Genomic DNA, 22,524 nt, shown 5'->3' on the forward strand with positions numbered 1-22,524 from the left:
CCATGAAGCGCTTCGTTCATTATGACCCGACGTCACTTCGGATCATTCAGGACAACGTCGGCCTCGATCTTGTCGAGCGGCCGGGCCTGGCGATTGCGGAACTGCCCGGCAATACGCCGCTGGGCATCACGGATGACACCCACCGGATCGATCCGGAAACACTCACCGTCCTGCCGCGGCCGGGCGCCTTCAGCTGGGGGCAGGCCCTGACCGTCGAGGCCGTGCGCATTCTGCGCAACGGCGAACTCATCGTGACCGACGCCTTCATGGTGCCGGATCGCCCGATCTCCTCCGAACTCCGCGAGGCCTGGGCCACCTATCGCCAGGCTCTGCGCGACCTGCCCGACGCGGGCGATGCCGCCGCCATGGTCGCGGCCTGGCCAATCCGGCCCGATGGCATCGACGCCGTCATTCATCTGCGCACCGACTGAGGACACCCATGGCGTCTTACAACGCTGGCACGCTGGCCGCGATCACGGCCGGCGAGCGGACGGTTACGTTCGCGACGGCCTCGCTCATGTCCAATGCCTCGAAGGATGACTTGCTCGTCTTCCGGGGCGTCACGGGTGTGATCGACGAGATCGTCAGCAACACCGAACTGACGTTGCTCTATCCATGGGCCGGCGAAACAGCCGTGATGGCGACCGACTGGAGCATCCAGCAGCTGTCGGGACGCTGGAGCACCGCGCTCGCGCTCAATGAGCGGTTGCAGGAGCTCGTGCAGCGCGTCGACACCGATGTGACGGGCTTCGGCGCCGGCGCGCAGCAGCTGGAAGGCGACGGCTTCGACCAGTCGCGCGAGCTGAAGGACTATCTCGGCGACAGCATCAACATCGCGCAATATGTCCGCGATCCCGGCGATCCGACCAAAGCCTTCTCCCAGCTGATGCGCGCCATCGAAAAGGCGGTGGCGCTCGATCGGCCGCTGATGGCGACCCGCGTCATGCCGGCGATCGAGATCGGCACGAACAAGATCATCGTGCCGAGTGGGCTGAAGTTCATCGCCTCGGGCCGGCCGCTGCGCATCAAGCACACCCATTCCGTCGCCTTTGAGGGGAATGCCGTCGAGGACGTCACAATCCAGAATCTGCTGTTTATCGGCGCGCATAACGAAGCGAGCGGCGATCCGAACGGCTATACCTGCCAGTTCAGCGACAGCAGTGATCTTGACCTGAAGCTGCGCTTCATGAACGGCAATTCCGGGCTGTTGCTCACCGATTGCCTCGAGGCGCGGGCGGATGTCCAGGCGCTGAACATGGTCGCCAATGGCGCCGCGGTGAAGGGCTGGAAGTCGAAAGCGATCACGCTCGCTATCGACGTCCTCAACGCCAAAGGCTTTGGCCTCTATGGCTCGGACGGCGGCTGCAACGTCCATGTGACCTCGCTGCGCAAGCGCTACAACGAAGCGGCGATGACGCAGTATCTGCTCGATTCGCGCTCCTACAATCTCTTCCAGTGGGGCGGCGCGGTCGATTCGCCGAACAATGTCTGGCGCTATCACCTCGGCCTCGAGGGGCTCGGGCTCACTGTCTGGACCTCGCACTGGACGGTCGATTACGTCTATATCGAGCGCACGGCCGATAACGGCATCTCGCTCAGCGGCGACCACAACATTGTCAAGAGCGGGCTTGTCACCGGATGCCGCCACGACGGCGTGCATTCCTACGGCCAGACCAACGACGCAACCGGCGTCACGGCTCGCAACTCCGGCTATCGCAGCTCCACCAACGGGTCAGCGATCGCCGGCTATGGCTTCAACGCCTCCGGCTCGGCCGGGGCGATCCCCTATGCCGTCACCTTCAACCAGTGCCGCTCGGAAGGAAACATCCGCGGCGACTTCAACTTCGACGGCGGCACCTTCACCGACGTCTGGACGGCGGGCGGCATCCCGACGCGGCAATATTGCTATTGGGAGGATGGCACCTGGGGCTATGTCTTCTACTCCGGTGGCCCAGTGCCGGCCGCCTTCGGCACCGTGTCGCCGGCGGCGGCGGGCTGGGCGTTCAATGAGGCGGTCAACGCCTCCGAGCAGGCGATCTGGAGCGATGGCGTCACGGCCTGGCGCTATCGCTCGCGGGCGCCGGCGGGCGGCGGCACCTATGCCACGCAATGCCGTGTCGACCCCACCTGCATCGCCACCCATAGCAATGCGGCGCTGCGCTATATCGACAGCGCGCCGGCGGTCGCCGGCAACATCTTTGCCACCGGCAGCGGCACGGCGCTGAAATCGACCAATGCGGACGCGACGCTGTCGACCTCCGGCACCTTCAAGATCACGGCGAACGGCAGCAACGTCACCAACCGGCCTGTGCTGGAGTTCGCCCGCGCGAACGGCACTTACAGCGCGCCGACCGATGTCACCGTCTCGGCGATCCTCGGTGAGATCCGCGCCTCCGGCTATCTCGACAGCGCCTGGCAGACGGCCGGCTATATCAGGGCGGTCGCAGGCCAGATCTCCGGTGGCCAGATCCGGCCGTCATGGCTGTTCTTTTACAAGGATGCGGTCGGGGCCCACCAAGAGGCGCTGCGCATCAACTATGACGGCGCGCTCTGGGCAGACGCCTATGCCTATGACGCCGAACAGGAGCTCACGGCGGTCACCGGCAATGCGATCGCCATCAGCCAGGCCATGGTCAGCGTCAATCCGGCTGAGGCGGTGTCGATTTCCCAGATCACGACGGCGATCGTCGGATCCTTCATCGTCAATATCCGCAACCCTTCGGCGAACGCCGTCACGATCGTGCACGGCAACAACGGCATTCGCCTCAATGGCAAGGCCAATCTCGTGTTGGCGCAGCATCAGTCCCTGACGGTCCGCCGCGTCGGCAACACCGGCAGCGTCTGGCAACAGATGTAATTCACCAGCCATCTCCGATGGATGCCTTGCAGGACGCTGATTATGGCAAGCACAAACAATTGCAGTGACGGGTTTGTTAATCGGTCAATTATTCTTCGGTTTAACATGTGGAACGTTTTCGATTAGGGCTTTGTCAATTGCAGCTGTTCCTAAGGGCACATCCTTCATTAAAGCCAAGATCAAATCGTAAAATTGTTCCGCGGTGAACCCATTTCCCAGCGATCGATATTTATCTATGCAGTCCTTATTGGAGGAAAAATGAACCGGTATCGCGGAAAGCGCCGCATTAAATTTCGCCGTAGGCGCCGGGTCATTTCGGCGGTCTTCAGTTAAAACAAATCTGTAAGAGACAAGATCTTCTATAATTTTCTTCTTCTCAATTGCAATTCTGTCGTCATTTGATTGCTTTATATCTTTCCTGTACTGATAATACTGGTACGCTATGGCTATAATTGCTGCGCTAAGGGCGAATAAACCATTCCCAATTACATCGCTATTCATTTAAGTCCCCCAAGAAGCAAATGAGATTTCTAAAACCAAGTATTACGCTTAGTTCCAGTACGTCAACATCATAGCAGGGAGAGCAGAGCGAACAAGGTTTAGCAAGCGATCGAAACCGAGTTCCCGCCCTTCATCGCAGTTGTAACTTCCGCCGCCTCACAGGCGGCTTTTTTATGGGAGATCCCGCATGGCCAATGTCTATGTGGAATACGGAATCGCGTTCTCACCGGCAATCGCGCAAGGGCTTCATGTCGCGGCGCCGGGAGCATCCGAGGTGTTGGCGATTTCGGGCGTCAACGCGGTCTCGCAGGCCGCGCCGACATCCTTTGGCATCAACGGTGGCAACTACACGATCGCCCGCGTGACGGCCACCGCGGATGTTTGGCTTTCCTCCGGGCTGACACCTGACGCCGGGGTGGCCCCGCGTCGCGTGCTTCTAGCGGGCGCTTCGATCGACCTCATCATTCCCGCCGGCCACAAGATTGCAGTGAAGGCGCTCGACTGATGGGCGGGCTCTCCCTTTCCGCAGGGCTCGGATTGAGCCGCCGCACGCGGCGCGCGGGGCCGCGCTATGATCCTGACGCGGTCGCGCTCTTCGCCTATTTTGCAGCGCCGCCGGCCGACGCCTATCGCCGGCTCATGAGTGACTTCAACGTCGCGCTGAAGGATCACGGCGCCTGGCCGTATATCGACTTGATCTATGACCTCGGCGCCATGGATGCGACGGCCTGGGCGCGCAACCTGCGCAACCCCGCCGCCAATGTCCTCACGCCCGTCAATAGCCCGACCGTCGTGCCGCGTGTCGGCGGGGCGGGTAACGGCACAACGAGCTACTTCGATACGGGGTTTTCGCCGGCCAATGCCGGCGGGCGCTTCGCCATCAATGACGCCTCGATGTGGGTGCAGACGCCTTCATCAGGACAATCGACCTCGCCGATCTGCGGGGCCGGTACGGGCTATGTCACCTCGATCACGCCCCGCAACGCCTCCGATCAGACCGTCGTCGCCATCAACACGGTGACGTCGGGCTACATCGTCACGATCCCCGGCACGACGGATGGCGCCGGATTGTGGGGTGTCCAGCAGCTCGACGCCGCCACCAAACGCGTCACCCGCAACGGGGTTGGCCTCGGCGCGGATATCGCGCTTCCGGCCGAAGGGCGGCCAACCGGCAACATCCGCCTTGGCGGGCGCTCGCCATCGTCGTTCAGCGCCCAGACCGTGCGCTTTTTTATGGCCGGCGCCAGCCTTGCGGGCGAAGGCGCGGCCATCGCTGCCGCCTTCGCCGCGTTGAAGAGCGGCATGGACACGTTAGCCTGAAACCAAAAACTAGGATCAAGAGGCAATAGCGCCCCGCCTGCTGTCAACGATGCGCAGGAGATGGCTTGCCAAGATGAGCATCTCGCCCGCTTCCGATGTGTCCCGAAGCAACACTGTGCGATGGCTCACAGGGTTCTTGTAGGAGCCAATCGCACCTGCAAACAAGGAGGACAATGCAGCGCGCTCCGCGTGCAATACATTTCGGTCGCTTAAGGGGCCCTCTTCTGGATGGAACGCTTTGCGCATAAGATCCACGCCGAGATCCCGATCCGTGTAGCCCCCTACAAGCCTGACTGCCTCCTCTACCGCTTTAAATGCTTCGAAAACCGCTGTTTCATAATTTCCGCGAATAAAATTTCGCCATGCACTTCCAGATATTGACGGATGAAGCAACGATCGCGGTAAAAGGCTGGCCTTCCTATACTCAGCGAAATCTTCCTTTGTTGCAACCGACCGACCACGCCTTGTAATATATAGCCACTGATCTCCTGTGGAAGCGATAAGCCCCTGTGCGCTTAACCAAGACCAAGCAGCCCCTATAGCTTGTGCAATTTCTTTCTTTCTAGCAATAGGATAAGGTGGATTTAAAGAATTCAGATTATTTACGAAATTATGGAGGTGTACGTCTCCGCCATCTTCGATCAAAGCTTGAAGTATAACTCCCGCCAACTCCTCGGGCTCCATATCTATAAGAATATCGACGTCTGGGATCCTGCGAGCAAGCCTTCCTACCATGTCGAGCCCCTTTACGAACAAGCTGAGGTTCATAGTGCTAGTTCGAAGCGCGATGAGCAAGCTCGAGAAGCAAACGAACTAATACGGAGTATCGGATGAGACTTTTGCTGATCGCGGCGCTGGTCGCTGCGGGCGTGAGCGCTTGCGCGTCTCGCGACAACACCGATTGGGCGGGCGTCGCCAAAGGCGTGCGCCATGTCGTCGAGCGGGGTGACCGGTAATGGCGCGCCGCACGAATGACGAAGGCGTCGACTTCATCAAACGCTGGGAGGGCAAGCGGCTCACCGCCTATCTCGATAGCGTCGGCGTCCTGACCATCGGCTACGGCCACACATCGAAAGCCGGTCCGCCAACCGTCACCAAGGGCATGACGATCACGGATGCCGAGGCCGAACGCATCCTGCGGGCCGATCTCGCCAAGTTCGAACGGAACGTCGAGCGCCTGGTCAAGGTGCCGCTCAGCGACTTCCAGTTCGCGACCCTCGTGAGCCTCGATTTCAATACGGGTGCCCTGGCGAAATCGACCCTCCTGAAAAAGCTCAACCGCGGCGACTACAACGCCGTGCCGGGCGAGCTCATGAAATGGGTGAAGGGGAAAGATCCCAAGACCGGAAAGAAGGTAACGATCGGGGGCCTCGTCAACCGGCGCGCGGCCGAATGCGGCCTTTGGGCCAAGGGCGAATTCGTCTCCTCCAACTATGTGAAGGCCATGCCAGCGAAGCCGCCGCTGCTGACCGGTGAAAATGTCACCGTCGCTGCCGGCGTCCTCGGCTCACTCGCCACCGCCGCGTCGTCGCCCGGCCCGCTGCAATGGGCGCTCGCCGCCGTCATGGTCGCCGGGCTCGGTGCCGGTGTGTGGTGGCTCATTCAGCGCCGGCTGGAGGAAGCGGCATGATTGCCGCGGCGCTCACGGATTGGCGGCTGGCCGTCGCTGGCGCCTTGCTGCTCGCTGCCGGCTATTTCGCCTGGGAGATCAATGACCAGGCCTATGACCGCGGTCACGGCGATGCCCTGCGTGACATTCAGCGGCAGATCAGCACATCGGAAGGAATGATCAATGACGAGATTCGCCGTGCTCGCGACGCTGCTCGCGATGCCGCTCGCCGGGTGTGCGAGCGACAAGCTGATCCAAGCGCCTGTCGCTACCCCTGAGGCGGCTCGCGGCCGTGTCGCCTTCTGTGACGTGGCCAATCCCATGGAGGCGGTCGCGGGCGATCCCGCGCGCACCCAGGTCCAGAAGGCGGGCCACAACGGGACGGGCACCTATCTCTGCGGCTGGGATCGCTGAGATGGCGCGCCGTCCGCACCATCCAACCACACCCGGGCTGGCGCCGGAGGGGGAAGCGTACTTATCGATGGGGCAGCTGCAAAATCTGGTGAATTCGGCCGCCGAACGGGCGGCGCTGGCGGTCGCCCGGCAAGTGCTGACCCGCGAGGAAACCGAGCGCCTGGCGCGGGATGTGGCGAAGGACATCGCCGAGGATATCGCCACCTCGGCCGCCAGCAAGTCGCTCGAGCAATTCATGCTGCGCATCGGGATCGAGGAAAAGGACCTTGCCAACGTCCGCAAGGATTTTTCGTGGATGCGCTCGGCCCGGGAGATCAGCGGCACGATGGCGCGGCATGGGATGCTCTCCGGCATCGGCCTCCTCGTCGTCGCGCTCGGCACGGCTCTGTGGGTCGGCATCACGCGGGGGATGATTAAATGAAGCGCTTCATGCCAAAGCCCGCCCAGGTCGCCGGCGGCCTTGTGTGGCTCGTTGCCGTGTTTCTCGGTGCGGTTCTGTTCTTCAACGTCACACCGACCCTCGAGGCGCGCTTTGCGCCCGTCCTCGTGGATCAAGCGATTGCTGACGTCAGGCGAGAAGGTGAGCGGGTCTGCTGGAAATGGCAGTGGCGCAAAGCCCGCTATGCCTATCCGAGCTCAATGACGTGGAATGTCGTCGTCGACGGCACGGCGGTCGAGCAGACCGTTGTCGTGACCCGCGAGCGGGACGGCAATATCATTCGGAATGCCCGGGCAGCCTCGTTGGGCCCAGGTTCAAACCAGCTTTGCGCGCCGATTCCGATTGATCTCATCAATCTGCCGGCGCTGACGATTCGGGGGCAAATCGCCTACACCATGCCGCACGGCCTGTGGACGATCTGGCAGGAGATTCCGGCGGTGAAGGTGCCGCCGTCGTAGGGGTGGCGGGGTCTCTGGGCGCGCAAACGCCCATCAACCACGGGGTTCAACTTGGCGGCTGATCCCGTGAAGCCTCAGCAAAGCAAGAAGGCTACCCGCCGTGCGCACCGGTGCGCGGGCTGACCATAGCCAGATTGCGAGCAACCACAAATGGAGTCGTTTGAAACCCGCCGGGTGCATCCCGTGCGGCCGGCCGCTGCCTATATCGGCGGCAAAAAGCAGTTAGCGGGGCAGTTAGTCGAGCGGATCGAAGCCGTGCCTCACCATACATATGTGGAACCATTCATCGGCATGGGCGGCGTCTTCCTCCGGCGCACGCGTGTCCCGAAAGCGGAGATCATCAATGATCTCTCGGGCGACGTGGCAACCTTTTTCCGGATCCTGCAGCGCCACTATGTGGCTTTCATGGATATGCTGCGGTTCCAGATCACCAGTCGCCGAGAGTTTGAGCGCTTGTCGGCTTGCGATCCTTCGACACTTACCGACCTCGAGCGAGCGGCCCGCTTCTTATATCTCCAGCGCACTGCCTACGGGGGTAAGGTAGCGGGCCGCAATTTTGGCGTGTCGCCAGGAATGCCGGGCCGATTCGATGTGACGAAGCTCATGCCGATTCTCGATGAGCTGCATGATCGCCTCGCAGGCGTCATCATCGAGAACCTCCCATACCATGAGCTGATCTCGCGCTACGATGGGCCTGGCGTGCTGTTCTATCTCGATCCGCCCTATTGGGGATCCGAGGGCGACTACGGCCGAGACGCGTTCTCAAAGTCAGATTTCGCCCAGCTCTCTGTACAGCTCGCGGCTATCGAAGGTGCGTTCATTCTTTCGATCAACGACACTCCCGAGGTCCGCGACGTTTTCTCCTGCTTCAACCAGGAAGTCGTAAGCCTGACGTACACGATAGCGAACGGCGATGGAAAAGAGGTCCACGAGCTTATTATAACCCCGGCTGGCTTCCCAGATCGGGTTGTTGCTCAGCCCGATCTTTTTTGACTGGAGGTGTACCTGCGCGTCGGCTCTGCCATTTGAGAATAGGCGTTCCAGGATTTCCGTCAGAAAAGCTTTCCCTCTCCACCAACTTTGATCATTCTTTCCAGCTTCTTGTCTGGCGTGTAGGATCCAAACGCGGGCTTTCTGCGTCCCCCGAAGCTGGTGACCTTAGGGTTAGCCTTCCCGGTTACCTCGTGGAAAAACAGCTGGCAAATCTTCATGCCGGGGTAGATGCCGATGGGCACTTCACCGCAGTTAAACAATTCTAGCGTGATGCAGCCGGAGAACCCGGGATGTATGCCAGCGGCCGTCTCTATAATTAGCCCCATCCTTCCCAAGGATGATTTGCCCGATATATATGAAGCTACGTCATTGGGCAGCGAAATCCATTCAAATGTACTTGCTAGAGCAAATCTATTCGGATGAAGCACAAATTTCTGTCCAAATGGTACGTAGTAAGTTTTGCCTTCGCGAGAGCTAAACTCGTTCTCGTCGCGCGCAACAGCTAAGTCTATAAACGTCGTCTTTGTTTGCTGTAAAAGAGTAAACCACCTCCCCAATCTTAGATCAATTGAGGTTCGCCCGATCTGAGACGGGTCAGTTTCTGAAGGATCAGGAGAAATCACGATTCCTTGGACGAGGCCATTCTTGCCATCGTCCATTCGTGCGCAAATATCACTAGTGCTCAGCATCTAGAGACTCTTAAACTCGTGGATCTCGGCAGACTTAATGACAAGATCAGTTAGGAATGGCACTAGACTAACTCCCTGACCGGACAGCGCACTGTTCTTTTGCTCGTCGCAATATACTGACCAGGCAGCGTTAATGAGGTCACCCAAAGAGAGTAGCCGCGCCGAAGGAATGCCCCTAGCAAAACATTCTATGGCGTGTGCTTCTCCATCGGATGTTAGGCAAGGATGCATTTTGCTATTGACGTGTGTGCGAGCCAAAAGAAAGGTCTCTTGGACCCGGGTTGAAACCGCCAAGTCGGCCATTTCGACTGTGAAATCTGTAGCTTTGACGCCCGAAGGTTTTTCGGACACGAAGCGATCCTCAAATCCGTCTGCTTCTATCCCCATTTCTACAGCGTAACGTGCAAGATAGGCCACCCTCGTCCTCGTGTCAGGGTACTCGCCGCCGCGATGCCCCCCGAGACTGGGCGCTAAAAGATAGTCGAATGCAAGTAGATAAGATCGGCCAAAAAGACAGAGTCCAATAAAATCGCAAAATAACTCTTCAGTTTGACGCAAAGCGAGACTCACGCTTTTGCGAATTATGGGCTGCACAAACATGTCATTTCTGACGTCAGCGCCCTTAAGGGAAAAAATAAGCTCAAATCGACTTCGTTGGCCCTCGAAGGCTTCGTATACCGCATTCTCAACATCCAGCTTCACCCGCTCATCAAAACTGCAGGCGCGCCAAATATTATGACCAAGTTCGTGCCCAGCCGTTGGAAAAACCAAAGCATTTTCAGATTCGGAGGCGGGCAACCCAATCATGATATAATTCGGGAGCTCGTCCAATCCGTAGGGGTACGTAAAAGGCGAGTATTGCCAATCAGATGATAATATTAAACGCGCATTATCGCCGATTGTCTTGTTGGCAATCATCTTGAAGGGATGATATAATTCAAACAAATTTCGCGTGCTTGTAGATCTAGTTATAAATCCTAAAAGATCGGTCGTTCTGATCATATAATAATTGGCTTGTCGGAGTAGTGACATCTGAAGCTGGGCTGGGTATGTACCATAGTCGGCCAATCTCCGAACCATTTTTTCCAAGCGAGCTCGAAGTTCATCAACGGCTAGCTTGCTGTCGTAGTTTGGGTATTCTCCCCCAGCGACGACACCAACCTGAGCTATCAGGCGCTCAAGTTTGACTCGAGCATTATGTGCCCGATCAACGAGAATTTGCGACATAGCGAGATTGCGGATCCGCGTTGTGAATGAGGTCCATGCGCTGAGAGAGCGCTTCTTCATGCACCGCGATACAAAAATCGCGAAGGGCGTTAAGAACCCCTGTTTCGTTCCCCGGCGTAGCAAATTCCGCTAACACATGCCTTACATTCTTTGCGAAATCTTCAACAGTGTCAGGTCGCTCGCCGGATATGGTTTCCAAGGCCGATTCATATATCGGCAGGTAGGTGAGGTCCATCCTATGCTGCGATGGTCCACGCCCTGTCGTGATGGTGTTAAGCAGACAGCTGATGAGGTGGTTTACAGAGTCAAGCCCGGGCGCGCGGCCCCTGATTACATTCTCCACCTCGATCGCAGCATCAAGCGCCAGTTCGCTCAACTCCACAGATGTCATCCGAGGGGCAGAATTCGCCATATTGGCGACCGACAGGCCATTCGTCATAGCGGTTTACCCCAGAGTTCCAGCGTATGAGTGCAAAAGCTCATCGTCCGACCGAATCAAACCGTTGCACGTGGTGCATTCGAGATCAAGGGGAATGGTGCCTGTGCGTTTAGGCCTGCGAACGGGGTGTTCAGAGGGCCGCTGAGCAATTTTGACGTGGCCGACCAAGGGCGCGACCACATCGTTCAGCGAGCGCGAATGGTGCGGGGAGATGGACTGTTTTCTAGCGTAGCTCGATCGCGCATGGATAGGATTGGAATTTGAGCTCGGGCGAGGTCGTGGCCGCAAGAAGGATAAGCCGAAGCTGGGAATATCGGGGTATTTTCCCGGGTATTATAAAATGATCTAAAAATTTAATATAAAGGAAATCAGTATCTTATGATAAAGACTCGACGGCCTCCGTCTCCGCCATCTTCCCCTTAACCTATTGATATTCAGCGGGTTTAGATGGCCGGCGTGCTTGATCGAAAAGCTACGCATGAATTAATCTCGATGGGTTCTTCGGACTCATCGCGTAATCGGTCCACCAGCCGGGCGACGCAGGACTATCGGGCCTAGCGGCCTGTGTGCGTGGTTCTCGTCATTGCGAAGAGCCTTCGGGAGCATTCCATCTGCCTCCACGCTCTAGACGCATGTCGGCTTGCCGTTTAACTCGGCGTGCGACTCCAGCGTTCACGCGATCATCGGTGCCGTTCTTCATGTCGGACTTAACTCAGCTCCTTGTCTACTTGGCCGCCGCTCTCGTCCTGGCCGTCACGCCTGGTCCCAGCATATTCTACGTTGCCTCGCGGACGCTGGCTGGCGGTCGGGCGGAGGGTATCGCATCCAGTCTGGGAACAGGGCTCGGAGGCATGGCCCATGTCGTCGCTGGAAGCCTTGGGGTATCCGCCATCGTGCTTGCGAGCGCGGAACTCTTCACCTTGCTGAAGCTGATCGGTGCCGCCTACCTGGTGTGGCTCGGGTTCCGTACCTTTCGGACCGCGCGCCGTGACGCCGCGGCAGCCTTGGCGAGTGGCGTCGCCGCGCCTCCGATAGGGGCGAAGCGGGCGTTCCGTGAAGGGGTGTTGGTCGAAGCGCTCAATCCGAAAACGGCCGCTTTTTTCCTCGCTCTTATCCCGCAGTTTGTCGACCCGCAAGCGGGGCATGTAGCGCTTCAATTCGTGGTGCTTGGGTTCGTGTCCGTGGCGCTCAACACACTTGCCGACACGGTCGTCGCCTTTGCCGCGAGCAGTATCCGCGAAAGCGCGGCGGCACGCCCAGGTTCGATCCAACGGCTGCGCGAGTTTTCGGGCGGCGCGATGATCGCGCTTGGGATCGGCCTCGCCCTTGCGAAACGTCCCGTCACATAAGGGGCCGGCCTCGTCACGGCTGAAAGCTGCGGTTTGCGTTGGCGACGCGGTAATCGGCGGTTGATGTGGAAATGATGGCTAAGCCCACAACCGCCGGTGGCGGGAGCGTCAGATCTGGCTCGGGGCATCGGCAATATGACGGTTAGATCGCAAGCCGTGCCAGTTGCGTTGCGAGAGGTGCATGGCTGGCATGATCCATGCTGCGTTGCACAAAGCCCGGGCGGACCTCATATCACCTGCGGCTGAAGACGTTGGGCTCCGCACCCCTCCCGGCGTAGAGCTTGTTTTCGGCCGTTCCCCTCTGGAATGTTTCGATTTCGGAACATTTTGACTGGGCCGGCTCTCCTTAGGGAAAGTCGGCCCTTTTTTTGGCGTACTGCTGAACAAGCTTGCAAACTGGGTATGGATATCCGGCGGATGATCAAGGGCGGCATTGGCCAGAGTGAAGAACTTCCGCCCGAGGATTCAAGCGCCTCGCAAGTCTGATCTGCAATCTCACGAGGCGTTCGTTCGGTCGGCTATTCGGTAGTAGAAGGCCCGTGCTAAGCCGATAGACGTTTGCCTCAGCGCCACCCCATGGCTGGCGCAACGTGCGTGAGAATCGCATTGATCACATGGGCGTTGTAATCAACGCCGAGCTGGTTTGGCACTGTCAGCAGTAGCGTGTCGGCTTCGGCAATCGCCGTGTCTTCCTTCAATTGCCCGATGAGACGGTCCGGCTCGGCGGCGTAGCTGCGCCCGAAGACTGCGAGCTTCTCCGGTTCGATATAGCCGAAATGATCCTCGTTCTCATTGCCGCCGAAATAGGCCCGATCGCGATCATTCACCAGTGCGAAGATGCTGCGGCTGATGGAAACGCGCGGCTCATGCGCGTGCCCCGCGGCTTTCCAAGCTTCGCGATAGACCCGGATTTGCTCCGCTTGCTGCACATGGAAAGGCTCTCCGCTCTCGTCGAACTTGAGTGTGGAGCTCTGGAGGTTCATGCCAAGCTTGGCGGCCCATTCCGCGGTGGCGTTGGTGGCTGCGCCCCACCACACCCGGTTGCGCAGCCCTTCGGAATGCGGCTCGAGGCGTAGCAACCCTGGAGGATTGGGGAACATCGGTCGGGGATTGGGCTGGGCGAAGCCTTTGCCACGCAGCACATCGAGGAACACTTCGGTGTGACGTCGGGCCATGTCGGCATCGGTCTCGCCCTCGGCGGGTTGATAGCCAAAGTAGCGCCATCCATCGATGACCTGCTCGGGCGATCCACGGCTAATGCCGAGTTGAAGACGCCCATTGGCGATCAGATCCGCCGCGCCGGCATCCTCCGCCATGTACAGCGGGTTCTCATAGCGCATGTCAATGACGGCCGTCCCGATCTCGATGCGGCTGGTCTTCGCGCCAACAGCCGCCAGCAGCGGAAACGGAGAGCCGAGCTGGCGTGCGAAATGATGAACGCGAAAATAGGCCCCGTCCGCACCCAATTCCTCGGCGGCGACAGCAAGGTCGATTGATTGCAGGAGCGCGTCGGATGCCGAGCGCGTTCCGGATTGGGGGGAGGGCGACCAATGCCCGAATGATAGGAAGCCGATCTTCTTCATGAGAATGCTGCGCCCCGGGTGACGTTGTCCCCGCTTATGTAGGCCTCGAACAGCGCGGCCGCCAGCCGATGGTCAGCGGCCGGCCCCTCGCGGTGTGATGCGACACGGGGCGGCAAATTTGAGAGAGCCCAGCGTGCAGATCAAGCCGAGGTGAACGGCTACATCAACGTTCTGTTAGGTAACAAGGCTGAGGAGAAAGCGGGCGCTTACCAGGAGCAGGAAGACGCCGAAGGCGATCTCGAGCTTGCGCTTGGGCATGGCGTGGGCGAGCCTGACGCCGAGCGGGGCGGTGAGCACGCTCGTCGGAATGAACAGGATGAGGCCGACCAGCGAGACATAGCCGAGAGCCAGGGGCGGCTGGAGCGCGGCGACTTGCGGAAATTCAGCCGCGCGCGGCCAGCCGGCGTAGATATAGCCAAGCGTGCCGGGTATCGAGATGAGGACACCGAGACCCGAGGACGTCGCCACGGCTTGGTGGATCGGCCGGCCATAGAATGTCATGAAGAGATTGGAAAGCTGGCCCCCGCCGATCCCCATGAGGCTGGACAGCACGCCGATCAGCCAGCCATAAACCGTCATGATGCCCTTGCGCGGCATCTCAAGGCCGAGATTCCATGAATCCTTTCCGAACAGCAGGCGGATTGCCGATACACCGGCGACGACCACGAATACGGCTTTGAAGAGCGCCTCCGGTGCATATCGCGCCACGAAACTGCCCATGGCGACCCCTACCACGACCGGTATCGCCCACTGCCGCAGGATCGTCATATCGACCGCGCCTCTCGCTCTATGGGCGTTGAAAGAGCGGATGGAGGTCGGGATGATGATCGCAAGGGAGGTGCCGATGCAGAGCGGCATGCGGACCTCCTCGGGCACGCCCGTCACCCGGAAAAGCTCGTAGAGCACGGGCACGGCTACCGCCCCGCCGCCGACGCCGAATACACCAGCCAGAAGACCCGTGACCGCTCCCGCGCAGAGCAAGGCGACCACCAACCAGGTGAGGTCGTACAACGGTATTCCATACATGCCGGAGATCCACAGAAGCGATGTGTTGGTGGCGGGGCTGGCGATGATGCTGGAGTAGCCTGCTGCGAGAGCCAAGCAAAGACCCGAGACGGATTTATTCTGGTGGGCTTCGCGCGGTGGGACACCGTCAGCGCCTCTCAGGCTGATGATTGCCATTGTTTCACGGATCGCGTGAGGGCCCTGAGTAGGCGATCGAGCGAGGTGTTCTCGAGCCTGTCAACAATAGTGCATGGATGTGATTAGACGCCGCCGCTAACAGTCCGGCGCTGATGGGTTTGAGCATTCAGGTTCGCCAGAGCTTCATTCTCCCCACCTCGGCAACTGCGCCACGAAAGCGCGACACCTCGTTCCGGCGCACGAGCCTCTTGGGTCCGGTTCTGTCTTCGAGAGGACGCAGATCGCCACGGTCATGGGCATTTGCAACTAACATGTTAGTTGACTGTAATTCGGCAATTAGCTAGGTGTTACGTGGATTTGGCGCCGCCCCATTCGACGCATGCGCGCTGAACCACACAAGCCGCTTGGGCGGAAACAATGGGGAGGGAACATTTCATGCGGTGGATTTTGGCGGTGGCTACGGGTATCGGCTTTGCCGTTACAGCGGCCCAGGCTGACGCGGCGACGTTGCGCATCTTCGCGAATTCGGCTCATCAGGCAGCGTTGCAGGGCAATCCCAAAGTGCCAGGCAGCAATCTCCAGGAAAAATTCGAGAAAGACACGGGCATCACCCTTGATTGGGAGACTGTTCCGTGGCCGCAGATGCAGCAGAATCTCCTCCGTGCGCTCTCGTCCGGGAGTTCTCAGTTCGATGTCGTGATGATCGAGAGCAGCTGGCCGGCGCGCGACGTGCTCGACAAGCTGGTCACCTTCGAGACGCCTTCAGGGTCTGCGGAAGCCAGGGAGTTTGACGCCATCTTCCCGCGCATGCGTGCGGCCTACACACTGGCCGGACAATTGAAGGGAATCCCGATCCGTTCCAACCCGCAGATCGTTCACTACAACAAGGCGATCTTCGAGGCGCGGGGCATTACGGAACCCAAGACTTTCGCAGATCTCCTGGCGGCCGCGGAGAAGGCGAGCTTCAAGCGGGACGACGGCGCGCCCGTGTACGGGCTCGCCATCAAACCCGATGAAGATATCATTGCTGTTGTCAAAGCCATGGGCGGCAATATTCTGACGGACGATTTCGCCGTGGTCCTCAATTCCGCCGAGACGAAAGCCGCTGTTGAGCGACTGAGAGACCTGTTCAACAAGGGTGCGCTTCCGCCCAATTTCTTCTCGATGGACGCGACCTCCGTTCAGACCATGATGCGTGAGGGACTGGTCGCCATGTCGTTGTTCGGCGACAACTATTTCAACCGTTTCAATGACCCTGCTTCGTCGCGCATCGCTGGCAAGGCCGGCTTCTTCGCCATTCCTGGCACCCCACCCCAGACTTACGCTCCGGCCAAAGTGGCGTTCTGGGCGGCCGCCTTGCCCAAGAATGGCCGGCCGGACAATCAGGAGGCCGCGAAGACCTTCATCCGCTATCTGGCCTCGGCACCGGTGCAGCTCCAGATGGCGTTGAACGGCAATGGCCCCGTCCGGACCGACACGCTGCGGGACGAGGCGTTCCTCAAGGGCGCGCCTTACGCGTCGGCGTCGATAGCCGCTCTCGACAATGCGACCCAGCCGCTGCCTATCTTTGAGGGCACCAATCAGGTGCGCGACATCTTCGTCAAGGAGGCTGTCGCCGCCATCATCGGCAAAAAGCCGGTCGATGAGGCGCTGAAGACCGCTGAAACCGAGATCAAGGCGATCGTCGAAAAGCGGCGGGACCGCTGAAGGACTGCTTGCCCCCTGGGAAACCCATCGGTTCGGGGTGTCGGGGCTCCCATCGGCCTCCTCGGGGGAAGACGAAATGGGGCGGGTCCTGAACGTTGATCGGACAGAAGCGGAGCTATCGAGGTGCCTGCTGCCCGGGCACTCCGCAGATATGGCTGAATTGATGCAACCCTATACCTTGTCCAGAACAGCCCTCGTACGCCGCCCGATCGACGTCCTCGTCATCGGCGGCGGCATGGCAGGCACATTTGCCGCCCTTGCAGCCAAACGGGCTGATCCCTCCCGTTCTGTGGTGATCGTCGAGCGAAGCAATATCCTTGGTGGGCAAGGTACGGTTGGCGGCGTCGCGGGTTTTGTCGGTGACACCGCGCGGGTCAATGCAATCTTCGCAGAACTCATCGCGCGGCTCGAAAGGGCGGGCAAGATCGATCCTTATCGCAGCAACGATGACCGGCGCGCCTACGATCTCGAGAGCTGCGGCTACTATCTCCAGGCGATGGTCGCCGAAGCCGGCATTGAGACGTGGCTGCATGCTGTCGCGCTCGACGGCAAGGCGCGCGACGGCTGGGTGAAGGAGGTTTTGGTCAGCGTGGGGCCTACTCTGGCGGTCGTTGAGCCGGGGATCGTGATCGACACGACGGGCAATGCCCTCATCGCGGATATTCTGGACCTCCCAACGCGCCATCTCGGCGCGTTGGCGCAGTTGCCGATGAGCCTTTACTTTACGCTGTGGGACACCGGGCAGCCCGTGCGCCCGTTCCTGCCAGAAGGCTGCCCCCGCTGGGACAATGACGATGATCTGCCGATGACGTCCCTGCACAGCTTTGCTGACGGGCGTCTTGAGGTGAAGATGAAGGTCGTCGGCTTCGATGCCGCCGACGGCTTCAGTCTTTCCGAGGCAGAGATCCATGGCCGTCGACAGATGATGGGCCTCATCTACCATCTGCAGACGCGCGGTTACAGGGGCAGGCATGCCGCCGGTGGCGGTAAGCCGCTCGCGACCTATACGCTGGCTTCCGTATCCCGGGCGATAGGCCAGCGGGAAGGGCGCCGCATTGTCGGCGATGCGACCCTAAGCGAGGACGACGTTCGCCATGCGGCTGTCTTCGACGACGCGGTGGCGGTCGGCACCTATCACCTCGATTTCCACTGGCCTGATACGGACAAGCGCGCTGGCACCGGTATCACCGACATGGTGGAGCCCTACCATATTCCGCTCGGTGCCATGCGGCCCCGAGGTATGCACAACCTGCTCTGCCCGGGGCGTTCCTTGTCAGGCGACCAGATGGCGCTGAGTTCCTATCGGGCAATGGCCACCTGCGCGCAGATGGGCTTCGGGGCTGGAACCGCGGCAGCGCTCGCATTGTCAACCGCCGGCTCCCTCGCGCACCTCGATCCGGCTGCGCTCCGGGTGGCCATCGAGTCCGGCGGCCAGAGCCTCGATCTCTCTTTCTACGGGGACTATCTGCGTTGTCTGCAACTCATCGAGGAGAGAATCCCGATCGATGCGCGCAACGGGGACCGGTTGATACTAAACCGCCTGTCCAACGGACGCACGCTCGCCACGCTCATCAGCGGCAACGACGTTGTGGCCTCCGCCCTTCGCGAGCGCGCTGCCTGGACCGAGGTCGCTGCACGCGACCCGTCGGAGCCGTTCGCACCGGAGGAGCGACCTAATGCCATCATGGCCGAGGTGCGCTTCGACACGGCCGGCTCGATCCTGGCCTTTGCCGAGGTTCATCAGTCTGCACTGGCGGCCGGGGAGGGCACGGGTGCATGCGTCCTGTTGAAACGCTGTCAACGCGGGGAAGAGCGATGGGAGTTGCACGCGACAACCGATGAGCCGGGCAGGCTGTTTGTGCTGATCATGGGCGGCGGCCAGGTGCGTTATCGCGTCTTATCCACGAACTACGATAGAGCGGTCTTGCCGGACCTGATCCCGACAGCTATCGGCGGTGCCGTAGCCTTCACCAATTGCAATGGCGATGTTCGCTTCTGGGAGGGCTCGGAAGACCGCTTCGCGCCCGTCGGCGAGCAGGAGCCGACTCCGCAGGCTCTTAAACAACGGCCTTATGAAGACCACGTGCTGCTTGCGGAAGTGTCACGCATGGAGCGCGCGTTGTGACGGAATTTGCCCTGCAGTGCCAGGTCCAAGGTCAGCGCGGGTCGGTGGTGAGTATCCGCGAAGTCGCGCAGGGCTGGTCACTGGTCGCGCCGCTATATCTCTTCGTCACCGCCGTCATCGTCATTCCAGAGATATGGGCCCTTTATCTCAGCTTCACAGACTATTCCGTCGGACGAACGCCGCAGTTCGTCGGTCTGGCGAACTATCGTGCCACTCTCTCGGCGGCGGAATTCTGGATGGCGGCCTGGCGGACACTGCTGTTCGTTATCATCGCCGTCTCGCTCGAGATCATCGTCGGTCTGTGGATTGCCTGCATTCTGGCCCGTCTGCGCGCCTTTCGCGGCATCATCATTGCTTGTCTGATTGCGCCCATTGCCATGAGCCATGCGGTGACGGCAACCATGTGGGGCTATCTGCTCGATCTGAATGTCGGGCCCGTCAATTTTCTAACTGAGATCATGGGCTTCGGGCGCCTTCCATGGCTGTCGTCGGAAACGCTTGCTTTGCCAACCGTGGCCTTCATCGAGTTTTGGGCCGGCATGCCGCATGTGCTGATCATGCTGTTTCCCGTGCGTGCGGCACTATCCCCGGATATCTATGAGGCGGCTGATCTTGATGGCGCCACGGCCATACAAAGCTTCTGGCGCATTACCCTGCCGCTTCTGATGCCGGCTTTGCTGATCGCGGTGATCTTCCGCATCATCATCACGATGAGGGCCTTCGGCACTGTCTGGATATTGACGAAGGGTGGACCCCTCGAGTCGACGGAGTTGCTGTCGATCTACCTGTACAAGACCGGCTTCAGCTATTGGAATTTTGGCCAGGCCGCGGCCATTGCCTGGCTGATGCTGTTGCTAACCGCGGCTGCCTCATCCCTCTACATGGTGCGTCTCTATCGGGACGCCGCGGGAACCACGGCCTGAGCAGGAGCCGAGATGGACAATCGCACCTCCGTCACCTGGCTGGACCGCGCGGTCCTCGCGGCCGCCATCGCCTTGGCGGTGATTCCGATCATTGTCGTCATCGCCTCCTCTTTCAAGGAAGGGCGGGATATCTTTTCCTACCGCCCCGTCGTCCTGTTCTGGCCGACGCTCGACAACTACGCCAGTCTAGGCATGCGCTGGGGGAAGTTTCAGCTTGGACTTGCAAACAGCGCTGTCGTGACTGCGGGGTCGATCGCGCTCGTGCTCGCAGTTTGCCTGCCGGCTGCCTATGCCCTGTCTCGTCTCCCCCGGCATGGTGTCGGGCGTTCGTCCAGCGTTCTGCTGGTCATCAAGATGCTGCCACCCCTTGTCGTCACCGTGCCGCTCTTCCCCATTTTTTCAACGGTCGGACTTGATAACTCGCGCATCGGGCTGATGCTGGTCTATGCGGCCTTCGAGGTCAGTCTCAGCGTGATGATCCTGAAGACATTCATCGACAATGTTCCGCTGGAAGTGGAGGAGGCCGCGTTCCTCGATGGATGCGACCGTCTGCAAGCGTTCCGGCGGGTCATCATGCCGCTCATCTGGCCGGGCATGATCACGGTGGCGATCTTCGTCGCCCTTTTCGCGTGGAACGACTACATGTTCGGCCTGATCCTGACCACGTCACGCACCGTGACGGCCCCGGTCGTCCTCGCTGACATGCTCTCGGGCATCGGTGAGGGAACGGCGACTTGGGGCGAGGTATTCGCCGCTGCAACGCTGCAGATGATCCCCGTGCTCGCTTTCGCCTGGATCGTCCAGCGGCAGATGTTCTTCGGTGCCCTCCGCGGCGCGACAAAGGGATAGGGACCGACATGGTCGCATCTGAACAGCAGTCCTCGCGTCAGAAAGCCTACGAAACCTTCACCCGCCACCTCCTCGCGCATGCGGTGCGTCCCGGCCAATTCGTGTCCCAGCGCGAGCTGGTGGAATTGACAGGCCTGCCGGTCGGGGTGGTGCGTGAGCTGGTCTCGCGGCTGGAGGCCGAGGGGCTCGTCATGACGGTGCCGCATCGCGGCATGCAGATCGCCTATGTCGGGATCGATCTCATCCGCGATGCCTTTCAGTATCGCTCCATGATCGAACGGGAAGCGGTCGCGGTGTTCACCACCAGCGTATCCGCTGAGGAAATCGCCGATTGGCGGCGCGCCCATGAGGCCATCCTGGAGACTTGCGAGCGTGGCCTTGGCGAAAAAGACCCCTCGACCTTCCTGGCGGAGGCCCAGGCGATGGATTTCAAATTCCATACCACAGTTGTAGACGCCCTCGGTAATGCCATCATATCCGATGCCTACCGGGTGAACTCCCTGAAGCTGAGCCTCGTCCGCCAGGAGCGTGGCCGCTTGACCATGGCCTTGCTCCCGCTCGCCATGAAGGACCATCTGGCCATCATCACGGCGATCGAACGACGAGACGCGGCCGGCGCAGCGCAAGCCATGGCCACGCATATCATGCGCGGTCGCAATCGTTCCCTCGGTATCGACAGCGAGGACGAGCCGCGTTGAGGCACGGCTGGCGGGTGAGCCGTAACAACCCGCTCGCCGGAACATACACCGGTTTCTCCGGATTAGAATTTTGGGTGCGCGCTGGCGAGATCCGACAGGCTAATCTCAATGGAGACCACCATGACACAGAAACCACCGCCGATCCCCCCCGCGAACAGGCCGGACAAAGGGCAACCGGCTTCCGGGACAGGTAATGAGAAACCGCGGGACGTGAAAGCTAACGAGAATCCCGCACAAAAGAGGCAGCAAGCTAATATCCGGCAGAACACCACCCATCAGGGATATCAGCAGGATCGCTGATCCTCCAGCGGAGCCCCAGGCTATAGCATGAGCATGTTACCGGCCGCTGCACCAGTAGGATGCGGGAGGGGGTGGTTAAGCTGCGCGTAGCCGGGGCAAAGCGAGTTGAGATGTTCTGGTGGATCCGCGATAGACGTAGCCCTTGCCGCGCGCAGTTTCGATCGGGTCGCAGGCATATCTTGTATTTCTGAGTTTCCGCCGCAACCGCGTGATACGTGTGTCGATGCTGCGGTCCAACGGGTCGTCTCCATGGGCAGGTGCAAGCTGCAGAAGATCGTCCCGGCTGAGCATCCGCCCGGCATTCATGGCGAAGGCCGCGACGAGGTCGATCTCGGTTGGAAACAGCGGGAGCTCCGTGCCATCCGCGTCGAGCAGCTTCCAGTTCTTGCGATCGAGAGAGAACACACCGAAAGGTAGGATGTCAGACTCGAGAACCCGGCGTCGCCGCAGCACGGCGTCGATGCGAGCTGAGAGTTCTCGGAGAGAGAACGGTTTCGTCATATAATCATCAGCTCCGGCCTCCAATCCCAGAACCCTGTGGGTCACATCGTCGGCGCCTGTGAGCATGATGATGCCGAGGCTGCGTGAATGTCTTAGCCGGCGCGCGATGCTGAACCCATCTTCGCTCGGCAGCCCCATGTCCAGAATGATCAATTCCGGAGTGGGTTTGACGAGAAGCTCATCCAACGCGGCAGCGCCCTCGGCGGTGCGAACAATATGGCCGGCGAGCGAAAGGCCATCTTCCAGCCTGGCCCGGAATGCAGGGTCGTCATCAACAACGATGATATCAGCCATGGTTTGTGGCCCGCTAACGAAATGCGGTCCAAGGAACGATGATGGCTTCCGCGGGAATGGAAAGTCCTAATGGCCGCGAGGACGCGACCTTATTCTCCTGCACCAC

At 60.0% G+C, this 22,524-nt stretch carries 24 protein-coding genes; 16 read left to right on the plus strand and 8 right to left on the minus strand.

Annotated elements, in window-relative coordinates; all coding sequences use genetic code 11:
• The first annotated feature begins 2 nt into the window (after positions 1 to 2).
• Together KIO76_RS16110 and KIO76_RS16115 are read left to right on the plus strand one after the other, a co-directional pair.
• Positions 3 to 431 carry a phage tail assembly chaperone gene (locus tag KIO76_RS16110; protein WP_213324212.1) on the plus strand — a complete coding sequence of 143 codons (429 nt, stop codon included), beginning with the start codon at positions 3 to 5 and terminating at the stop codon, positions 429 to 431.
• 8 nt (positions 432 to 439) lie between these two features.
• A complete protein-coding gene (locus KIO76_RS16115) occupies positions 440 to 2,857 on the plus strand; it encodes a hypothetical protein (protein WP_213324213.1) in 2,418 nt (805 codons plus the stop codon).
• 84 nt (positions 2,858 to 2,941) lie between these two features.
• Here KIO76_RS16115 and KIO76_RS16120 read toward each other — a convergent pair whose 3' ends face one another.
• Positions 2,942 to 3,358, minus strand: coding sequence for a hypothetical protein (locus KIO76_RS16120; protein WP_213324214.1), 417 nt, complete (start codon positions 3,356 to 3,358; stop codon positions 2,942 to 2,944).
• 187 nt (positions 3,359 to 3,545) lie between these two features.
• Between KIO76_RS16120 and KIO76_RS16125 the strand changes: the two genes are divergently transcribed.
• Together KIO76_RS16125 and KIO76_RS16130 are read left to right on the plus strand one after the other, a co-directional pair.
• Entirely contained in the window at positions 3,546 to 3,863 is a 318-nt protein-coding gene (locus tag KIO76_RS16125; RefSeq protein ID WP_213324215.1) for a hypothetical protein, read from the plus strand.
• Positions 3,863 to 4,678: a hypothetical protein gene (locus KIO76_RS16130; RefSeq protein WP_213324216.1), complete on the plus strand. Its 816-nt coding sequence runs from the start codon at positions 3,863 to 3,865 to the stop codon at positions 4,676 to 4,678. The genes KIO76_RS16125 and KIO76_RS16130 overlap by 1 nt, the downstream gene beginning before the upstream one ends.
• A gap of 15 nt (positions 4,679 to 4,693) precedes the next feature.
• Here the strand turns inward: KIO76_RS16130 and KIO76_RS16135 are convergent, their stop codons facing one another.
• Complete coding sequence (locus tag KIO76_RS16135) at positions 4,694 to 5,446, minus strand: TIGR02391 family protein (protein ID WP_213324217.1); 753 nt, start codon at positions 5,444 to 5,446, stop codon at positions 4,694 to 4,696.
• 62 nt (positions 5,447 to 5,508) lie between these two features.
• Between KIO76_RS16135 and KIO76_RS31400 the strand changes: the two genes are divergently transcribed.
• The 6 genes from KIO76_RS31400 (at position 5,509) to KIO76_RS16160 (ending at position 8,591) form a co-directional block, all read left to right on the plus strand.
• Positions 5,509 to 5,634, plus strand: coding sequence for a hypothetical protein (locus KIO76_RS31400; protein ID WP_283771444.1), 126 nt, complete (start codon positions 5,509 to 5,511; stop codon positions 5,632 to 5,634).
• Positions 5,634 to 6,308 (plus strand): lysozyme, encoded by a 675-nt coding sequence (locus tag KIO76_RS16140; RefSeq protein WP_213324218.1) that lies wholly within the window; start codon positions 5,634 to 5,636, stop codon positions 6,306 to 6,308. Before KIO76_RS31400 ends, KIO76_RS16140 begins: the two co-directional genes overlap by 1 nt.
• A 162-nt stretch (positions 6,309 to 6,470) precedes the next feature.
• A complete protein-coding gene (locus KIO76_RS16145) occupies positions 6,471 to 6,701 on the plus strand; it encodes a hypothetical protein (protein ID WP_213324219.1) in 231 nt (76 codons plus the stop codon).
• A 1-nt stretch (position 6,702) separates the two neighbouring features.
• Complete coding sequence (locus KIO76_RS16150; RefSeq protein ID WP_213324220.1) at positions 6,703 to 7,122, plus strand: hypothetical protein; 420 nt, start codon at positions 6,703 to 6,705, stop codon at positions 7,120 to 7,122.
• Positions 7,119 to 7,598, plus strand: coding sequence for a hypothetical protein (locus tag KIO76_RS16155; protein ID WP_213324221.1), 480 nt, complete (start codon positions 7,119 to 7,121; stop codon positions 7,596 to 7,598). Before KIO76_RS16150 ends, KIO76_RS16155 begins: the two co-directional genes overlap by 4 nt.
• Before the next feature lie 150 nt (positions 7,599 to 7,748).
• On the plus strand, positions 7,749 to 8,591 hold the full coding sequence (locus tag KIO76_RS16160; RefSeq protein WP_213324222.1) for a DNA adenine methylase: 843 nt from the start codon (positions 7,749 to 7,751) through the stop codon (positions 8,589 to 8,591).
• 59 nt (positions 8,592 to 8,650) lie between these two features.
• Here KIO76_RS16160 and dcd read toward each other — a convergent pair whose 3' ends face one another.
• From dcd to KIO76_RS16175, 3 genes are read right to left on the minus strand one after another with little or no spacing between them, the layout of a single operon-like run.
• Positions 8,651 to 9,280: a dCTP deaminase gene (dcd, locus tag KIO76_RS16165; protein ID WP_213324223.1), complete on the minus strand. Its 630-nt coding sequence runs from the start codon at positions 9,278 to 9,280 to the stop codon at positions 8,651 to 8,653.
• The gene (locus tag KIO76_RS16170) at positions 9,281 to 10,507 is read right to left on the minus strand and encodes a hypothetical protein (protein ID WP_213324224.1); all 1,227 of its coding nucleotides are present in this window, start codon (positions 10,505 to 10,507) and stop codon (positions 9,281 to 9,283) included.
• Positions 10,488 to 10,946, minus strand: coding sequence for a hypothetical protein (locus KIO76_RS16175; protein ID WP_213324225.1), 459 nt, complete (start codon positions 10,944 to 10,946; stop codon positions 10,488 to 10,490). Before KIO76_RS16175 ends, KIO76_RS16170 begins: the two co-directional genes overlap by 20 nt.
• A 698-nt stretch (positions 10,947 to 11,644) precedes the next feature.
• On the opposite strand from KIO76_RS16175, the gene KIO76_RS16180 reads away from it, so the two are divergent.
• On the plus strand, positions 11,645 to 12,295 hold the full coding sequence (locus KIO76_RS16180) for a LysE family translocator (RefSeq protein WP_213324226.1): 651 nt from the start codon (positions 11,645 to 11,647) through the stop codon (positions 12,293 to 12,295).
• A gap of 563 nt (positions 12,296 to 12,858) precedes the next feature.
• Here the strand turns inward: KIO76_RS16180 and KIO76_RS16185 are convergent.
• Both KIO76_RS16185 and KIO76_RS16190 read right to left on the minus strand, forming a co-directional pair.
• Entirely contained in the window at positions 12,859 to 13,878 is a 1,020-nt protein-coding gene (locus tag KIO76_RS16185; RefSeq protein ID WP_213324227.1) for an LLM class flavin-dependent oxidoreductase, read from the minus strand.
• Positions 13,879 to 14,052: 174 nt separating this feature from the next.
• A complete protein-coding gene (locus tag KIO76_RS16190; RefSeq protein WP_213325292.1) occupies positions 14,053 to 14,904 on the minus strand; it encodes a sulfite exporter TauE/SafE family protein in 852 nt (283 codons plus the stop codon).
• A gap of 552 nt (positions 14,905 to 15,456) precedes the next feature.
• On the opposite strand from KIO76_RS16190, the gene KIO76_RS16195 reads away from it, so the two are divergent.
• The 5 genes from KIO76_RS16195 to KIO76_RS16215 all read left to right on the plus strand — a co-directional run bounded on the left by KIO76_RS16195 (position 15,457) and on the right by KIO76_RS16215 (position 21,323).
• Positions 15,457 to 16,728, plus strand: a complete 1,272-nt coding sequence (locus KIO76_RS16195) for an ABC transporter substrate-binding protein (RefSeq protein WP_213324228.1) — start codon at positions 15,457 to 15,459, stop codon at positions 16,726 to 16,728.
• A gap of 163 nt (positions 16,729 to 16,891) precedes the next feature.
• Positions 16,892 to 18,853: an FAD-dependent oxidoreductase gene (locus KIO76_RS16200; RefSeq protein WP_213324229.1), complete on the plus strand. Its 1,962-nt coding sequence runs from the start codon at positions 16,892 to 16,894 to the stop codon at positions 18,851 to 18,853.
• Positions 18,850 to 19,776, plus strand: a complete 927-nt coding sequence (locus KIO76_RS16205) for a carbohydrate ABC transporter permease (protein ID WP_213324230.1) — start codon at positions 18,850 to 18,852, stop codon at positions 19,774 to 19,776. The genes KIO76_RS16200 and KIO76_RS16205 overlap by 4 nt, the downstream gene beginning before the upstream one ends.
• A gap of 12 nt (positions 19,777 to 19,788) precedes the next feature.
• Positions 19,789 to 20,625, plus strand: a complete 837-nt coding sequence (locus tag KIO76_RS16210) for a carbohydrate ABC transporter permease (protein WP_213324231.1) — start codon at positions 19,789 to 19,791, stop codon at positions 20,623 to 20,625.
• An 8-nt stretch (positions 20,626 to 20,633) separates the two neighbouring features.
• The gene (locus KIO76_RS16215) at positions 20,634 to 21,323 is read left to right on the plus strand and encodes a GntR family transcriptional regulator (protein WP_213324232.1); all 690 of its coding nucleotides are present in this window, start codon (positions 20,634 to 20,636) and stop codon (positions 21,321 to 21,323) included.
• 375 nt (positions 21,324 to 21,698) lie between these two features.
• On the opposite strand, the gene KIO76_RS16220 is transcribed toward KIO76_RS16215, so the two are convergent.
• Entirely contained in the window at positions 21,699 to 22,418 is a 720-nt protein-coding gene (locus KIO76_RS16220; protein ID WP_213324233.1) for a response regulator transcription factor, read from the minus strand.
• Positions 22,419 to 22,524 lie beyond the last annotated feature (106 nt).

This window comes from Chelatococcus sp. YT9, from assembly GCF_018398315.1.
Classification (GTDB): Bacteria; Pseudomonadota; Alphaproteobacteria; order Rhizobiales; family Beijerinckiaceae; genus Chelatococcus.

Coding starts and splice junctions, on each gene's coding strand:
- KIO76_RS16110 (WP_213324212.1), top strand. CDS start 3: ATGAAGCGCTTCGTTCATTATGACCCGACGTCACTTCGGATCATTCAG.
- KIO76_RS16115 (WP_213324213.1), top strand. CDS start 440: ATGGCGTCTTACAACGCTGGCACGCTGGCCGCGATCACGGCCGGCGAG.
- KIO76_RS16120 (WP_213324214.1), bottom strand. CDS start 3,358: ATGAATAGCGATGTAATTGGGAATGGTTTATTCGCCCTTAGCGCAGCA.
- KIO76_RS16125 (WP_213324215.1), top strand. CDS start 3,546: ATGGCCAATGTCTATGTGGAATACGGAATCGCGTTCTCACCGGCAATC.
- KIO76_RS16130 (WP_213324216.1), top strand. CDS start 3,863: ATGGGCGGGCTCTCCCTTTCCGCAGGGCTCGGATTGAGCCGCCGCACG.
- KIO76_RS16135 (WP_213324217.1), bottom strand. CDS start 5,446: ATGAACCTCAGCTTGTTCGTAAAGGGGCTCGACATGGTAGGAAGGCTT.
- KIO76_RS31400 (WP_283771444.1), top strand. CDS start 5,509: ATGAGACTTTTGCTGATCGCGGCGCTGGTCGCTGCGGGCGTGAGCGCT.
- KIO76_RS16140 (WP_213324218.1), top strand. CDS start 5,634: ATGGCGCGCCGCACGAATGACGAAGGCGTCGACTTCATCAAACGCTGG.
- KIO76_RS16145 (WP_213324219.1), top strand. CDS start 6,471: ATGACGAGATTCGCCGTGCTCGCGACGCTGCTCGCGATGCCGCTCGCC.
- KIO76_RS16150 (WP_213324220.1), top strand. CDS start 6,703: ATGGCGCGCCGTCCGCACCATCCAACCACACCCGGGCTGGCGCCGGAG.
- KIO76_RS16155 (WP_213324221.1), top strand. CDS start 7,119: ATGAAGCGCTTCATGCCAAAGCCCGCCCAGGTCGCCGGCGGCCTTGTG.
- KIO76_RS16160 (WP_213324222.1), top strand. CDS start 7,749: ATGGAGTCGTTTGAAACCCGCCGGGTGCATCCCGTGCGGCCGGCCGCT.
- dcd (WP_213324223.1), bottom strand. CDS start 9,280: ATGCTGAGCACTAGTGATATTTGCGCACGAATGGACGATGGCAAGAAT.
- KIO76_RS16170 (WP_213324224.1), bottom strand. CDS start 10,507: ATGTCGCAAATTCTCGTTGATCGGGCACATAATGCTCGAGTCAAACTT.
- KIO76_RS16175 (WP_213324225.1), bottom strand. CDS start 10,946: ATGACGAATGGCCTGTCGGTCGCCAATATGGCGAATTCTGCCCCTCGG.
- KIO76_RS16180 (WP_213324226.1), top strand. CDS start 11,645: ATGTCGGACTTAACTCAGCTCCTTGTCTACTTGGCCGCCGCTCTCGTC.
- KIO76_RS16185 (WP_213324227.1), bottom strand. CDS start 13,878: ATGAAGAAGATCGGCTTCCTATCATTCGGGCATTGGTCGCCCTCCCCC.
- KIO76_RS16190 (WP_213325292.1), bottom strand. CDS start 14,904: ATGTATGGAATACCGTTGTACGACCTCACCTGGTTGGTGGTCGCCTTG.
- KIO76_RS16195 (WP_213324228.1), top strand. CDS start 15,457: ATGCGGTGGATTTTGGCGGTGGCTACGGGTATCGGCTTTGCCGTTACA.
- KIO76_RS16200 (WP_213324229.1), top strand. CDS start 16,892: ATGCAACCCTATACCTTGTCCAGAACAGCCCTCGTACGCCGCCCGATC.
- KIO76_RS16210 (WP_213324231.1), top strand. CDS start 19,789: ATGGACAATCGCACCTCCGTCACCTGGCTGGACCGCGCGGTCCTCGCG.
- KIO76_RS16215 (WP_213324232.1), top strand. CDS start 20,634: ATGGTCGCATCTGAACAGCAGTCCTCGCGTCAGAAAGCCTACGAAACC.
- KIO76_RS16220 (WP_213324233.1), bottom strand. CDS start 22,418: ATGGCTGATATCATCGTTGTTGATGACGACCCTGCATTCCGGGCCAGG.